The sequence below is a fragment of the Halobaculum sp. MBLA0147 genome, from assembly GCF_041361345.1.
Classification (GTDB): Archaea; Halobacteriota; Halobacteria; order Halobacteriales; family Haloferacaceae; genus JAHENP01.
Map to the genome: position 1 here is coordinate 1,727,260 of NZ_JBGKAD010000001.1, position 14,609 is coordinate 1,741,868.

Consider the following 14,609-nt stretch of genomic DNA (forward strand, 5'->3'; position numbering starts at 1 on the left):
CTCGGTGTCTCCGTCAGTACACTGTTCTGTCCAGTCTGTCGCGGAGGGCGTCGTCGTCGAACGTCGCCTCGAGGGCGTCCAGGTAGCCGTCGAGGACGACGGAGAGGGCGAGTTGTCGTTCGTGGTCGGGGACCGGTGTGAGTTCGTCGTCGGCGAACGAGCGCACCTCCTCGAGGGGCTCTTTCACCGGCGAGACGACGGTGACCTCGCTCTGACGCTCGGCGACGAGCGCCTCGGCCTCGTCGAGGCGCTCGCGCAACTCCGTGTTGAGCGCTCGCGGCGTCCGTTCCGCGGCGGCGAACAGTGTCTCCAACGCGAACCCGCCGTCGGCGTCGTCCGCCCACGACCGCCTGACGGCGTCCATGTCGGCACACGCGCTGAACAGGTCGACGTTGTGCTTGCTGTTGAGCGCGACACCGACGGCGTCGACGGTCGCCTCGCCGACGTCGAGCAGTTCCGTCACGACCGCGTCCGGCGAGAGTCCCGTGCCGACGAAGCGAGCCCCGGACTCCTCTACCGCCTCGATCACGGCCGCGAGTGACTCGAAGACCGTCCCGTAGTAGTAGTGGACGCCGCCGTCGATCCGCTGTGGCGGGAGCATCTCGCGTGGACTCCCGGCCAGGTCGTCGATCCGCTCGCGCTGGCTCGCGGAGAGCCGGTAGGTGAACGAGACGCCGGCCGTCGCCGTCGTCCGTTCGTCCGGCCGGACGGAGACCGTCGTCGTCGACCCCTCGTACTCCGCGCCGTCGACCGACACCGTCACCTCGTACTCGCCGACGACGAGGTCGTCGAACCGCACCTCCCCGTCGTCGCCGGTCTCGGCCGCGACCGTCTCGCGACCCGGCACGGCGTCCGGGGTCACGGGCGTCGCCTCGACGTGGACGCCGGCCGTGTGGGCGCCGTCGACCGGTGCGGTGACGACGAGGTCGCCGCGGGCCGCCGTCAGTGTCACCTCGTCGGCGAGGTCACGGACACTGTCGAGTCGCGTCTCGTACGTCTCGTAGGAGTCGTGGGTGACCCGGAGTGTCAGGTCGGTCGCGAGCTGCGACACCTCTCCGAGTTCGACCCGGCCGTCGTGTCCCGTGTCCCGCGTCCGAGCCTCCGCCGGTGCCTCGAGTGTCACCTCGGCGTCGGCGACCGCACGGCCCGTCTCGTCGACGACCGTCGTCGTCGCGGGCAGCGGGGACAACCGGAACACGACCGGCTCCTCGACGCCGTCCCACACGGTCCGCGGACCGCCGTCCGTCTCGGGACCCACGTCGAGTTCCCACTGCCCCTCCGGGAGTTCGATCTCCCCCTCCCCGCCGAGCAGCTGGAACTGTGTCGTCTCTCCGCCGCCGCTGGGCGTCGGTCCCGCCGTCGTCCCGGCACCGCTCGACCGTCGGTCGGTTCCAGCACCGCTCGACTGCCGACCGACACCGACACCGCTCGACTGTCGACCGCTCCCGGGATCACTCGACTGGCCGCCAGACGCGCCGCGTTGGCCACCGGGCGAGCGGCCACCGCCGCCGAGTCCCTCGTCGTCGGCCAGTCCGCCACCACCGGTGGCACCGTCACCGAGTCCGCCGTCGCCGGTCACGTCCGGGCGTCGTCGTGCCGTCACCGTCACCGAACGGTCCGGTGTCCGCCCCTCGGCGTCCCGGACCGCGACCGCGAGAGAGTACTGTCTCCGACCCGGGGTCTCGGCGTCTCGCCGTCCGAACACGTACACGAAGGCGACACTGCCGACGACGAGTGTCAGGCCGGCCGCACCGACACCCAACATCAGCGGCGAGACGCCACCCGCCTCTCCGAGTCCGGCGGTGCCGCCGGTCGACGGGACCGTCACGGCACCGCGGTCGCCGCTCCCCACGGCGAGCGTGATCGACGGGGCGTCGGCCCGCTCGACGACCACGTCGTACGCGGCGCCCGTCTCCAACACCAGCCCGTCGAGTCGGAGCGTGTCACCCGTCAGCGTCGGGGTCGAGACGGTCGCCGACTCGTCGGCACCGACGACGGTGACGCTCGTCACGCTCCCGGACAGCGGCGTGACGCCACTCACGTCGAGTGTCGTCGTCCCGTTGGCGCGGTCGACCGCGGCGACGCTCGCCGTCGCGACGGCGTTGGGCGCGACCGTCGCCGCGTCGATCACCGTCGCGTTCGAGGGTGCGTGTCGCAGCGTCACCGTCGCCGACGTCGCCGCCGCCAGCGTCGACGAGGAGACCGTCACGCGTCCCGAGCCGTTCGAACCACCCGCGACGAGCACGTTCTCGTAGCGTCCGTCGGCCGTCGTGACGATCACGTCGTACTCCGTCCCGGGGACGACGGCCGGACTCGACACAGTCAGCGTCCCCCCGTCTGCCGTCGCCGACACCGTCCCGGCGAGGCGGCCGAACGAGGCGGTCAGGGCCCCCGAGGTGTCGAGGATCGTCGCGTCGGCGGCCTCGACGGTCGCGTTCCGGGGCGGGTAGTAGAACGACCGCACCGCACCCGGCGCGACGCGGAGCGTGCCGTTCACGACGCGAGCGTCGGCGGTCACGGTCTGTCCGCTCGCCGTCAGCGACAGGGTGACCGGACCGCCGCCGAGTCCGGCCGTCTCCGTCGTGTTCACGACGACCCCACCGGTCGAACTCAGTCGAGCGCCGACGGCACGGACGTACCGCAGCGACAGTGTCTCGGTCGCGAGCGGGGTGTCGCCCTGTGTGACCGTCACCTCGGCCTGTGTCGCGTCGAACTCCGGGAGGTCGGCGGCAGTGACCACGTACCGGGTCGTGTTGTCTCCCGCCGACGCTCCGGACACGTTGTACGAGACCGGCTCACCGTCACCGCCGTCGACCGCGACCTGGACCCGCGAGCCGGTGTCGTGGCTCGCGTTCGAGAGCGTGACGACGAGCGCGCCGTCACCCCGCTGGCGGATCGACGGGGGGTCGAGAGTGGCGACCGACGCGGTCGCCACGGCTCCGGTGTCCTCCCCGGTCGCCGTTCCGGTGACGGCGGCTCCCGCGGCGACGACGTTCGCCTGCGAGACGACCGCGGTGAGGACGAGGAGACAGATCACGGCGACGGCGAGCGTCCGCACCGTCCGGGTGAGAGACACCACGTGTGGTCACCTCGCGTTGGCCTCGACGTACTCCTCGAGGTTTCGCTCGATGTCTTCGAGGTGCCGCTGCGAGATCCCGGCGTCGGCGTCGCCGAACTGTCTGGTCGTCGCGAGGTTCTGTTTGTGCATCTCGAAGTCGTCGCGCGCGTGGTCCAACAGCGGGTTCAGGTCGAACCCACCCAGCAACAGGAGTACGTCCACGTCGTTGCCGCGACGTTCCGTCTCCGTGACGGTCGTCATCCCGACCGCGCCGCCGATCCCGTTGTCGCGTTTCCAGTCGTTGAACGCCCGCTCGATCTGGGCACCGGTCACGTCGCCGCGTTCGAGCATCCGATCGGGGACACGCACGATTGCGAAGGCGGCACGCGCCGAGGAGACGTCCATCGGGACGAAGGCGTTGTCCGCGGCCTTGTCGAACATCAACTCGTACTCCAACATCTGCCCGTTCAACTCCGTGGCGACGGCCGGCGTGAAGTGGTACGCGCCGATCGCGGACGGCTGTGCGACGTAGTCCTCCACGTCGATCACCGCCTGCGCCTCCCGGCCCGCGCCGATCATCAGGTCCATCGCCTCCACGATCCGCTCGTTGACGCGGTCGTACGTCCCCCGTCGCCCGTCGCCGCTGTCGTCGACGTGAGAGTTGCTCACCAACAACACCATGTCGGCGTTCTGGCGCCCGTCGCGGGTCAACAACAGCCGAGAGAGCCCACACATCGCGTTGAACTGTCGCTGGGCGGGCTCGTTGTAGTACGGCCAGATCCCCAGGGCGATGTGGACGGCGTCGTCGATCCACGGCCCGTAGTTCGTCGGGTCGATCGTCTCGCCCGCCTCGAACTCGCGGACGAGGTACGGCACCGACCCGTTGCCGGTGCCGCCGCCGACCGTGGTGAGGTACAACAGCGCGTCGCCGTTGATCATGTTCTCCTCGACGTTGCTGGCGATCTGTTCGATGTGCGCCTCGGTCTGGCGTTCCCCCTCGAGGAACTCGTTGCCGACCCCACGCTTGTCGCCGAAGATGGTGACGTGTTCGTCGAGGTCGCCGTCCACGTCGCTCTGTTCGACCGTGTTCCGCACGTCGGCGCGGTTGGTGTTCAACAGCGCGACCCGGTCGGCGATGCCGGGGTTCTCGCTGCGGCCCAGCAGTTCCGCCGCGACACGGTTGCCCCCCTCGCCGGACGCGACGACGCCCCACCGCGTGTACGTGTCTCCTCGTGACATCACTCGTCACCCCCAACGGTACCGACCGTGGTGAGTGTTGTCCTCGCCACACCGTCGTGCGACGCCCCGTCCCCGAGGGCGTCGCGGAACTCGCCCGTGGCGGCGAGCGTGCACCGGGTCACGCCGGCGTCACCTCCCGTGGGCCGGCGGCGGCGTCCAACTCCGAGTCGCGGATCACCTGCCGGATCAACTCGTCGGAGACCGGCACCGCGAGGTACCGACTCCGGAGTGCGTCGTACGACAGCGCGTCGCCGCCCTCGACGACCGTCTCGCGGACGGCGAAGACGACCTCTTGAGTCACCGCCTCGTGGTCGTACACGAGCACCCGTCCGTCGTCGATCCGCACGTCGCAGTTCGCCGACTCCGCCCAGACGGCCAACAGACACGGCACGTACGCGTCGGCGACGGGGATGTCCATCTCCGGCGAGAGGTGGTTCGCCTCGTCGTACCGCTCGGCCAGCGTGTCGGCGACGGTGTCGAGTTGCGCCTCGACGGCCGCCCGGTCGTCACAGACCCGGTCGATCACCGACTGCCGCTCCAACTCCACGTCGAGTGTGGTGTCCTCGCTCACCGACAACGAGCGCGACACCGGCAGGTACGCGTCGTCGTCGACGGACACCTCGAGGTCGTACTCCCCGTACGACACCGACTCGAACGTCGTCGAGGTCGCGACCGGCGCCTCCGTTCGGTCGACACGCCGGTCGTCGCCGTCGTCCAAGGCGACGGTGAACGTCTGCTGGGAGCCGTCGTGGTCCGACAACGTCGCCGTCACCGACACCGTGTACGTCTGGCCGCCGCCGGGCACCGTCAGCGTCGGCCCGGCGGCGTCGTACGTCACCTCGTCGTTCGTCTCCGCGTACAGCTCCATGAACTGTGCCGGCTGTCGGACCGGCACGTCGTCGCCGGTCACCCGCCCGTTCGTCTGGAGCGCGCCGGCGATCTCGTCGGCGACCATCTCGTAGGAGTCGGCGACGCTCGCCTTCTGCTCGGCCTCCGCGACGGCCTCCGTCAGTTCGCCGACGGCAGCGACCCACGTCTGTCGGAACGCCTCCAGATCCTCCGCCTCGCGGAGCTGTCCCACGTGGTCGGTGCCGGCGGCGGGCGGCACCGAGTAGAACCCGACGGGCACGTCGGCGGCGGCGATGGTGTCCACGTGGCGGTCCAAGTCCTCGTGGAGCTGTCTGACCATCGTGCGACACCGCTCGCGGAGTTCCGTGCGCGCCTCGTCGAGTCGGGCCGTCTCCATCGCCGACCCGATCGACTCCACGTCCGCCGCCACGTCGTCGACGGCGTCGACGTGTTCCCGGTCGACGTAGTCGTCGACCACGGAGTCGCGAACCGTCTCGATCAGTGCCGTCACGGCGGTGCGCGTCTCGCCGAACTCGTCTTCCGTCGCCGACTCCACCGTGTCCGTCGCCCGCTGGATCTCCTCGACCGCGCCGGGCACGTCCCCCTCGTCGGCCAGCCGCTCGGCCTCGCGCAGCCGCTCTCTGATCGTCGTCGGGTCGGCGTCGTACTCGGCGGTCGTCGACTCGATCCGGTCGACCGCGGTCTGGACCGTCTCCGCGGCGCGGTCGCGAGCGCGGTCCAGTGTCTCCGCCGCCCCCTCGGCGTCGGTCCCGTCGTCCGGCAGCGCCGAGGGCGACACCGTGTCGACCTCGTCGCTCGACAACACGTCCGGGTCGAGTCGACGCACCGCCGCCCGGGTCCGTTCGAGTTCCGTCTCGGCGTACGCGGTGAACGACTCGTCTCTGGCGGTCGCGAAGCCGGCGACCGACCGCTCCAACTCGTCGAAGGTTCGCGGGTTGTCCGGGTCCGCGACGGTGAACGTCGCCGCGTCTACGTCGACCCGCACACCGGCGCTCTCGAAGTCGTCGGCCACCTGCCGGGCTCGTGTCTCGACCTCGCTCGCGTCCCAGCCGGGGTACCGACGCTGGAGTTGTCCGAGTGCCGTCAGTTCCTCCCGGAACTCCGTCGCGACGTTACGTGCGCGGTCCGCCTGGAACTCCGTCGCCCCCACCGAGCCGCGGTTGACGACGAACCTGACGTACCCCGCGACTCCGGTCGCCAACAGGACGGGGACGCCGACGACGACGATTCCGGCACCGACGGACGATCCCGTGAACAGCAACACGCCGGTCCCGAGAGCTGCCGTCACGACGACACCGAGCAACACCAGTCCCACCTTCCGCGTGCGGTTCACCATCCGACGAGCACCTCCAGGAAGTCGAGGCCGCCGAGTCCGAGTCCGACCGCCAGGCCGACGACGACCAACAGCCCGCCCGCGAGCAGTTCGCGGGTGACGGACGCGCCGGCGTCACTGTCGAACCCGCTGTCGTAGGCGGCGTTGTCCAGTTTCCGGCGGACGACCAGTCCCGCCGCGAGCCCGCCGACGAGGACACCCCCGCCGAGACTCCCGACGGTCAGGAGTCTGAGCGTCTGGGCGGCACTCGCGCGGCGCTCGCGGACCGCCGCCGCGTACGCCAGTAGTCGACGGCGCGTCTCCGCACGTGCCGTGTCGGCGGTCGCGCTCGCGTCCGCCACCACCGTCGCGGCCGCCGAGTCGTTGCCCGTCGCGCTGGCCGCGACGGCCGTCTGCTGGAGTCCGTTCGCGCGCCGTTCCACCGTCTCGTACCGGTCCGTGAGTGTCGTCACTGTCTGTGTCTCCCCCGTGACGTCGACCGCAGTTCCGTTCGTCGGGACCCGTCGGAGGGTCCGCTCCCACGCGTCGTGTGCCGCCGTGAAGTTCGACTCGGCCCGTTCGAACGCCCGTCTGTCGGCGGCGGCGGCGAACCGGAGGTGGACACGCCCGTCCGTGGCCGTCTCGTTGTAGACGGCCGTCTCGAGGCCGACCACCCGGATCGTCGGTGCCGTCGGTTCGCGTCTGTCGATCTGCGTCGCGACGTCGACCGTCTGGCCCGCGCCGACGAGTTCCAGCGTCACCGCCGTCTCGGTCCGGTCCGCGATCTGGTAGGCGGCGCCACCGGAGAGATCCCAGGCGTCACCGCCGGCTCGCGACAGCGGTTCCCCGTCGACACAGAGGTAGACGGTGAGTCGCGTCCCCGTGTGGAGCCGTGTCGGCTCCGTCTGTGAGAGTCGCTCGCCGGTCTGCAGGAACACCTGCGCCGTCCCGCCCCCGTCCCGGCTCGTCCGCTCACACTGTGCCGCCGGTGGGGTCGTCGCAGTCGCCGTCCCGTCGACCGTCGCCACGTCGCCGTCGGCTGTCGTCACTGCCGTGACCGTCCCGTCGGCTGCGCCGACACCACTCGCCGTCGGCACGGCGCCGTGACCGTCGACTGCCGGTGTCGCCGCTGCCGAAGCGACAGCCGGTGTCGCCACCGCCGGACCGACGGCCAGCAGACAGGCGAGGACGCAGACGAACACCGCTCCGCGACCCGCCGTCGTCACTCGCGACCACCTCCGTACAGGGCGACCGCGACCCCGACGAGGACCCCGATCCCGAGGCCGACACCGCCGCCGAGCGCCACCGCCGGTACGGGGTTCGACGCGAACTGGACGGCCGGCTGCGCGTCTGTGAGGGCGTCGCTCGCCTCCGTCGCCGCGACCGAGACGTTCGGCGTCGCCGTCTCGTCCGGCGCGGCCGGCGTCGTCGTCTGGTTGGGGGCCGCCGTCTCGTTCGCGTCACTCTGTGCGACCGCCGGGAGGCCGCCGCCAGCTCCGCCCGTCGTCACCTCCACTCCATCTGCCGTCACCTCCACTCCATCTGCCGTCGCCCCTACTCCATCTGCCGTCGCGCCGGCCGCGCCGCCGGTCGCGACGGCCAGCGTCAGCGCCAGTGCGGCGACGCCGGCGACGAGCAGGCGTCCGACGCCGCCGGACGCCCCTCGCGAGCGAGCGGTGTCGCGCGTCCCCTCGTCGGTAGACGTGTCGACTCCACCGGTCATACTGTCGTCGAGGGGCCGTAGCGAGCGGCCTGTGACTCCAGTTGTTCGATCCGGTCCACGTCCTCGCGTTCGAACGTCAACAGCGTCGTGAACGACGCCAGGTTGCGTTCCGTGAGCATCATCCCGAGGTTCACCTCCGGACAGTACGAGTCGAGGCGACTCCTGACGAGCGAGATCTCGATCCGGTAGTCGTCGCCGCTGACGTACGGGGCCGGCGCGCGGATCTGCCCGATCGCTCGCTTGGCGAGGCCGGGCGAGAGGTCCGCGACCGACCGCTTGGAGATCGCCAACTGCGCCAGCGTGTCGCCGTCGACCGACTGTCGCCCGAGGCCGAGGAACGGGACGAGGTAGCCCGGCAACGACTTCGTCTGGACGACCGACCGCCCCATCGCCGCGTACCCCGTGCCGTCCGGCACCGACAACGAGGTCACCACGTCCTGGAGGTCGATCGTCTGCGGCTGGAAGTCCTCGTAGGTCCCCGGGTCGATCCGTTCCAACACCGGGCCGGACACGAGGTCCCTGATCCCCGCCGCGACGTACTCGTTGAAGTCGTCGAACCGCCCCTCGGCCGCCTCCTCGTAGGCGAGTCGCTGGTTGTCGACCAACAGGATCCCGTCGACTACCGCTTCGAGTCTGTCGAGTCCGTAGACGGCGTTCGACGCCTGCCGCCCCGCCGACACCGTCTCCTCGTCGTCGGCGTTCTGCCGCGTGATGTCGCCGCTGGTGTTGGGCAACACCGCCACGCCGATCACGTCCGTCGTCTCCCCCGCGAACTCCGTCACCGCCTCGGCGACGTGTGGCGCGATCCCACAGCCGGTCCCGCCGCCGAGCCCCGCGAACACGAACGCGAACGAGGGTGTCCCCTCGCCGAACTGTTCTGCGAACGCCGACGCCAACGGCCCGACGAGGTCCGAGGCCGTCTCGTCGGCCACCTTCGGGTCGCGTCCGAAGCCGCCGGACACCTTCTCCTCGAACCCCGCCTCGTCGCCCGGGACGAGCCCCTCGCGCTGTGAGATGCCGATCCACGACTCTTGGCCCACGTTCGAGAGATTCTGGAGGTCCCGGATCGTCGAGTTCACCGCGACCGGCGTCGCGAGTGTCGACACACGATCCACCTCGAAGACACTGTCGACGAGAGCACACCCCGCCTGTCCCGCGCCGACGAAGAGGTACGCCATCTGTTACAACTTGGTACCCGGGGCAAAATCCTCTTAGTTCTACCGTATCCTTTCGCCGAGACGTGTCGGGAAACCGCGAGAGGGCACGACGCCCAACGAGCAGCCGTCGACGCGACCCGCGACAGTCTCCGAGGCGTCGCTCGTCAACGACCGGCCGAGTGCTCGCGAGCGGCGCGGTGGTGTCCACCCGACGCACGGCGTCGGTCGAGCCTCGACCCACTCGCCGCCTCGACCGAGCCGGCAGTCTACGGACGGAACGGGCCGAGTACTCCGGGGCACGACCCCGAGGTGAGTCACCCGCGGAGTCGTCGGAGCATCACGCTGTACTCGTTGCGCTCGTACAGCGACTCGACGGTGTCGAGCAGTTCCGCGGCCGCCTCGGCGGTGGCGGCCGCGCGGGTCGCGTCGCCGTCTGTCATCGCCGTCTCGGCCCGCTCCCGGAGCGTGTCCGCCGTCCGCAGGAACAACAGCGGGATCGAGTGGTTGTGGTCCTCGCGCCGGTTGACGTACAGCTCCGTGATCTCCCGCCGCCGCTCGGCCACGTCCGTCACCCGCTCGGAGACGGGCGTGTCGGCGTCCGCCGCCGCCCCGTCCGTCCCGTCGCTCCACGTCTCGTCGGCCGTCGTCTCGTCGGCCGTCGGCTGGCCGGTCGCCTCCTCGGTGGCCCGCTCGGCCGCGGTGTCGGGAGTCGCGTCTGCCGCGGTGTCGGGAGTCGCGTCTGCCGCGGTGTCGGGAGTCGCGTCTGCAGCGGTGTCGGGAGTCGCGTCTGCCGCGGTGTCCGCCGGGCCGTCGTCGGCGTCGTCTCGCGTGTACGCGTCGTCCGCCGCTACCTCGTCGCCCTCCGTCGCCGCGAGCGCGTCGATCAGCGTCTCGCGGTAGAACGTCGCCTCCGTCTGGACGGCGTACGCGAGCGGGCGGTTCGTCTCGTCGACGCGCTCGGCAAGCGACTGGAGTTCCGCGAGCCGGTCGCGGACCGCCGTCGCGGCCGGCGTGTCGCCGAGCGCCTCGGCCTCCGTCGTCGCCCCCGCGACGGCCCGACGCGCGCTCTCGCGACTCGCGTCCAGCGAGGCGACCGCGCCGGCGGCGTCGAACGCGTCGACGGCGTCCGCGAGCGCCGCCTCGACCGTCTCCCGGGAGCCGCCGTCCAGCGCGTCGAGCAGTCGTGTCGCGTCTCGCGAGAGTCCGTCGCGCCGCTCCGCGACTCGTCTGGCGGCCGTCGCGACCGCGTCCGACCCCTCGGCCGCGTCCGCCGAGGTGGCTCCCCGGTCCGGTTCGGCGGCGTCCGCGTCGCCGGCTCGTCCCGCTCCCGTGTCGGATCGTCCGCCCGCCGACCCACCGCCAACGGAGCGACTCGCCTCGCTGGCGGCGTCGCCGTCGTCGGTCACGACGAGTCGGTCGGTCTCCGCCGCGGCGGCGAGGTAGTCGACGCGCTCGCCCAGGTCGGCGTCGGGGGGCGGCGTCTCGCCGCCGTCGATCTGACTGGTGGCGCGGACGATTCCGGCCTTCACCGCCTCGAGTTCCGCACGGACCGCCGACGGGTCGGGCTCCGTCCCGACGAGGCGTGCGAGCGCCTCGACAGTGTCGTCGGCGGTCATCTCACGACAGTCCGTCGCGCCCCAGACACTCGAACAGCGCCTCCACGTCGTCCCAGACGGCCTCGACCTGCTCGGCCCGCCGGTTGTTCCCCTCCATCTGGAGCCGCTCGGCGTGGTCGTACATGTTCGCCAGCGACGGCATCTCCGGGTTCCACAGCGTCCCCCACATGTGGAGGTCGTCGACGTGTGGCGTGACGATCTGGTACACCTGGATGTCGACGCTGCCGACACCCTGGACGGCGTCGGCGTCCAACAGCGACGGCCGACGGAGGATGTCGTGGAGCGTCCCGTCGTCGACGTGCGTGGACACGTCGGCCATCTTCTCGGGGGGCCCGTAGACGATGAAGTTCCCACCCCACGCCGTCGACGGGTCGAAGTCCGCCAACCGGTTCTGGTTGATCGTCTGTTGTGCGAGCAGTTCCAGCTTCGACTCCGTGATGTCGTCGAGGCGGAGCCGTCCCAGCGCCGGCGCCAACACGACCGCGGGGCGGCGGTCGTCGTCCATGCTCCGCGGGTACTTGTCCTCGACGAGTTTGAAGCCGTCCGCCACGTCGAACACGTCGCCCTTGATCGACTTCGTCGCGTCTCTGTCGATCAACCCCGGCGTCGACGACATCGTGAACGCCTCGAGGAAGGCGACGAGCGGCTTGTTCAACTGTGCGAACCGCTCGGTCGTGTACCGCGAGAGGCCGCTGATCCGGGGCGTGATGTCGGCGCTCGCCTCCTCCAACAGCCGGTTGTTGAACGGCACGATGGCGTCGACCGACTGCGCGATCCGGGCGAGGCCGACCACGCCGTTCACCTTCGCACGCCCGCCGAGTTCCGACTGGTTCGACCCCTGTGAGGGGATGACGACGGAACTCAACAGCGGCTTGTCGACGATGTAGTCGCCGGTCAACACCTCGTTGCGGATCTTCTCCGCGATCACCGGCGTCGAGCCACAGCCCGTCCCCTTGGTGACGCTGTGGATCATCATCACCGCCTGTGCGTCCCGCACGTCCGGCTTCGTCATGTCCCACCGCTCCCTGAACGGGTCTTTCTCGTCGGCGAAGTCCGCCGCCGCCACCTCCTCGCCGTTGTCCCACCGGTACCCCATCCCGGCGTAGTCGTGGACCCCGAGCCCGATGATCGCGTTCGACAGCAGGTCGTTGCGCGAGTAGTCTTTCAGTTCCGTCGCGTAGTACGTCTCCTCCAACTCCGCGATGTTCGTGTTGAGCAGTCCGTACCCCGCCAGCCCACCGTTCCAGATCCGGGCACGCGACTCGTCGCTCGACGCGAGCGTGTCGCGGCGCAACAACACCGCGTCGAGGATGTTGTTCCCCGCGCCACCCACCCCGATCATGAACCACTTCTCGCCGATCATCGAGGAGCCGGTCCCGCCGCTGGCGGTCGGCGTCGGGTCGGCGTGGTCCCCGTCGTCCGGGGGCTCCGGCTCGCGGCTCGTCGCGTCGCCGTCGAACAGGTGGTCGAACCGGTCGTCGTACATCGCCGAGACCGACGCCTCCTGGTCGCCGTGCTCGGTGAGGATGTGGTCCTCCAGGCGGTCGGTACTCCACTCCGAGGCTCCCGTCAGACAGATCTTACACTGTTGTGGCATCGGCTGTCGTACTCAACGTCTGGCTTGTGGTACCTGTATCTTTCCCGCCTCCTCGCACCACCGGGGGAGAAGTGTCGCCGCCGGGCACACCGGCCGTCCGTCGTTAGGTGTACTGGTCGCGGAACCGCTCGGTCGCGGTGTCGACGGCGGCCGCGACGGTCGTGTCGTCGGCCGCGGTCAGTTCCAGCCACCCCGGTGGCTCCGGGCTCTGGAGGTCGACCCGCGCGAACAGGTCGGACTGTCGTCTGACGAACCGGCGGACGTTCACGAGCACGTCCGGCACCGCTACCACCTCCGGGAGGTCCGCCAGGTTGTACTGTAACACGTCGTCGTCGTCCGCGGCCGTCTCCAGTTCTCGCAGGACGTACAACACCTCGTCGACCACCTCGTCCGTCGGCACCGCCGACTCCACCTGGTCGCCGCCGGTCCCGGTGGTCGTGTCGTCCGCGGTGTCGTCTCCCGCCGCCGCGTCGGTGTCCGCGTCGGTGTCCGGCTCGTCCAGCCGCGTCACCTCGACGCGTCCCTCCGCCACGGAGACTCGCACGTCGCCGGTCGCCCGCTCGGCCGCCGTCGCCACCGTCTCGACGAGGTCCGTCGACAGTTCCGCCGGCACCGCCAGACTCCCGCCGTCGTCGAGGGTCGACGACAGCGTGGTCGCGAACTCGACCGCGACCGCGAGGGTGTCTGCCGCCTCGACGATCTCCTCGGCGTCGCGTCGGGCCGCGTCGAACTGGCAGTCGTGGAGCGTGCGCTTCACCTCCTCGATCCGGCGACGGAGTTCACGCGAGCCGGTCGCGGCCTCCGTCTGTCCGTCGACGACCACCTCGCGGAGTCGGTCCGCGAACCGCAGTCGGTCGTCCTCGATCCGCGACTCGGCGGTCGCGAGGTGGTCGGTGGCGTCCGCGACGGCCGTCGCGACCGGCTGTTCCCGCCGGTCGAGGTACGACTCCAGACGGTCGAACGCCTCGCCGGCCGCCGCGACCGCCTCCGCGAGTGTCCCCACCTCGGTGTCGCCACGGGCCGCGTCCGTCAGCGTCTCGCCGAGGTGGTTCACGTGGACCGGCCCGTCGACGCCCGGTAGGTCGAACTCTCTGTGCTCCGTCGGGAGGTTCTCCAGTCGGTAGACGCCACCGAACGTCGACGTGACCGTCGGGTCGTCGTACCGGTCCGCGAGGCGGTCGGCGAGGCGGTCACGGAACGTCCGCTCGGCACGGTCGAGCCGGCGGGACGCGTCGAGACGGTCGACCGCCGTCTCCACCTCCGCGACGCGTCGGTACCGCTCCTCGGAGTCGGACAGCGACCGACACGTCTCGATCCGGTCGTGCAGCTCCGTCGCCTCCGACTCGAAGTCGGAGCGCTCACCGCGGAGGTCTCGGACGGCGTCGGGTGCCACGTCCGCGAGCGTGTCGAGCGCCGACGCCGGGAACCGACGGTCGAACTCCGTGTCGAACGTCCGTTCGGTCTCCTCCAAGTCGGCCTCGACGGTCGCGAGGTCGGCGTTGGCCTCCTGTTCGACGACCCGTTCCCACGGGTAGTCGTAGGCCGCGTACACCATCGCCCCCGCGGCGAGGACGGGGACGAGCGTGAACCCGACCAGTTGGACTGCCGGGACGTCGGCCGAGTACAACGGCGCGTACACGCCGAAGAACAACGCCGCGAACAACACCGCCCCCAGTCCGACGGCACCGTACGTCGCCTCGCGGTGTTCGAAGAGGTACATCCCCGCGCCCTGTGCGGCCCACGCGGCGACGATCAACAGGAACAGCGCCATCACGACGCCGGAGCTCGACTTGAACACCACCGCCGCCTCGAACAACACCGGGACGGACAACAGTGGATCGGCGACCGGTTCGACCCCCGCCGACTCGGAGGTGTAGCCGAACAACGCCATCAGCGTCTGGACCAAGGTCACGACGAGCGGGACACCCGCGACCCCCCACGCGACCAGTGGTCCCCTGTCGGAGACGGTGGACATAGTAGGGGGGTCGGCACACACTCACAAAATTGTTCGCCGTCGCGTCCCGTAGTCGTCGCGGT

At 70.6% G+C, this 14,609-nt stretch carries 9 protein-coding genes; all 9 read right to left on the minus strand.

What is annotated here, in order from left to right; all coding sequences use genetic code 11:
- Window positions 1-13: 13 nt before the first annotated feature.
- The 9 genes from RYH80_RS08215 to RYH80_RS08255 all read right to left on the minus strand — a co-directional run bounded on the left by RYH80_RS08215 (window position 14) and on the right by RYH80_RS08255 (window position 14,547).
- A complete protein-coding gene (locus tag RYH80_RS08215) occupies window positions 14-3,079 on the minus strand; it encodes a hypothetical protein (RefSeq protein WP_370903369.1) in 3,066 nt (1,021 codons plus the stop codon).
- A 6-nt stretch (window positions 3,080-3,085) separates the two neighbouring features.
- Complete coding sequence (locus RYH80_RS08220) at window positions 3,086-4,297, minus strand: FtsZ/tubulin family protein (protein ID WP_370903370.1); 1,212 nt, start codon at window positions 4,295-4,297, stop codon at window positions 3,086-3,088.
- Window positions 4,298-4,415: 118 nt separating this feature from the next.
- On the minus strand, window positions 4,416-6,503 hold the full coding sequence (locus tag RYH80_RS08225) for a hypothetical protein (protein WP_370903371.1): 2,088 nt from the start codon (window positions 6,501-6,503) through the stop codon (window positions 4,416-4,418).
- Window positions 6,497-7,705: a hypothetical protein gene (locus RYH80_RS08230; protein WP_370903372.1), complete on the minus strand. Its 1,209-nt coding sequence runs from the start codon at window positions 7,703-7,705 to the stop codon at window positions 6,497-6,499. Before RYH80_RS08230 ends, RYH80_RS08225 begins: the two co-directional genes overlap by 7 nt.
- Window positions 7,702-8,202, minus strand: a complete 501-nt coding sequence (locus RYH80_RS08235) for a hypothetical protein (protein WP_370903373.1) — start codon at window positions 8,200-8,202, stop codon at window positions 7,702-7,704. Before RYH80_RS08235 ends, RYH80_RS08230 begins: the two co-directional genes overlap by 4 nt.
- Entirely contained in the window at window positions 8,199-9,380 is a 1,182-nt protein-coding gene (locus tag RYH80_RS08240) for an FtsZ/tubulin family protein (protein WP_370903374.1), read from the minus strand. The genes RYH80_RS08235 and RYH80_RS08240 overlap by 4 nt, the downstream gene beginning before the upstream one ends.
- A 293-nt stretch (window positions 9,381-9,673) precedes the next feature.
- Window positions 9,674-10,975 (minus strand): hypothetical protein, encoded by a 1,302-nt coding sequence (locus tag RYH80_RS08245; RefSeq protein WP_370903375.1) that lies wholly within the window; start codon window positions 10,973-10,975, stop codon window positions 9,674-9,676.
- A gap of 1 nt (window position 10,976) precedes the next feature.
- Window positions 10,977-12,572, minus strand: a complete 1,596-nt coding sequence (locus tag RYH80_RS08250; RefSeq protein ID WP_370903376.1) for a cell division protein FtsZ — start codon at window positions 12,570-12,572, stop codon at window positions 10,977-10,979.
- Between the two features lie 103 nt (window positions 12,573-12,675).
- Window positions 12,676-14,547: a hypothetical protein gene (locus RYH80_RS08255; protein ID WP_370903377.1), complete on the minus strand. Its 1,872-nt coding sequence runs from the start codon at window positions 14,545-14,547 to the stop codon at window positions 12,676-12,678.
- Between the last annotated feature and the right edge of the window lie 62 nt (window positions 14,548-14,609).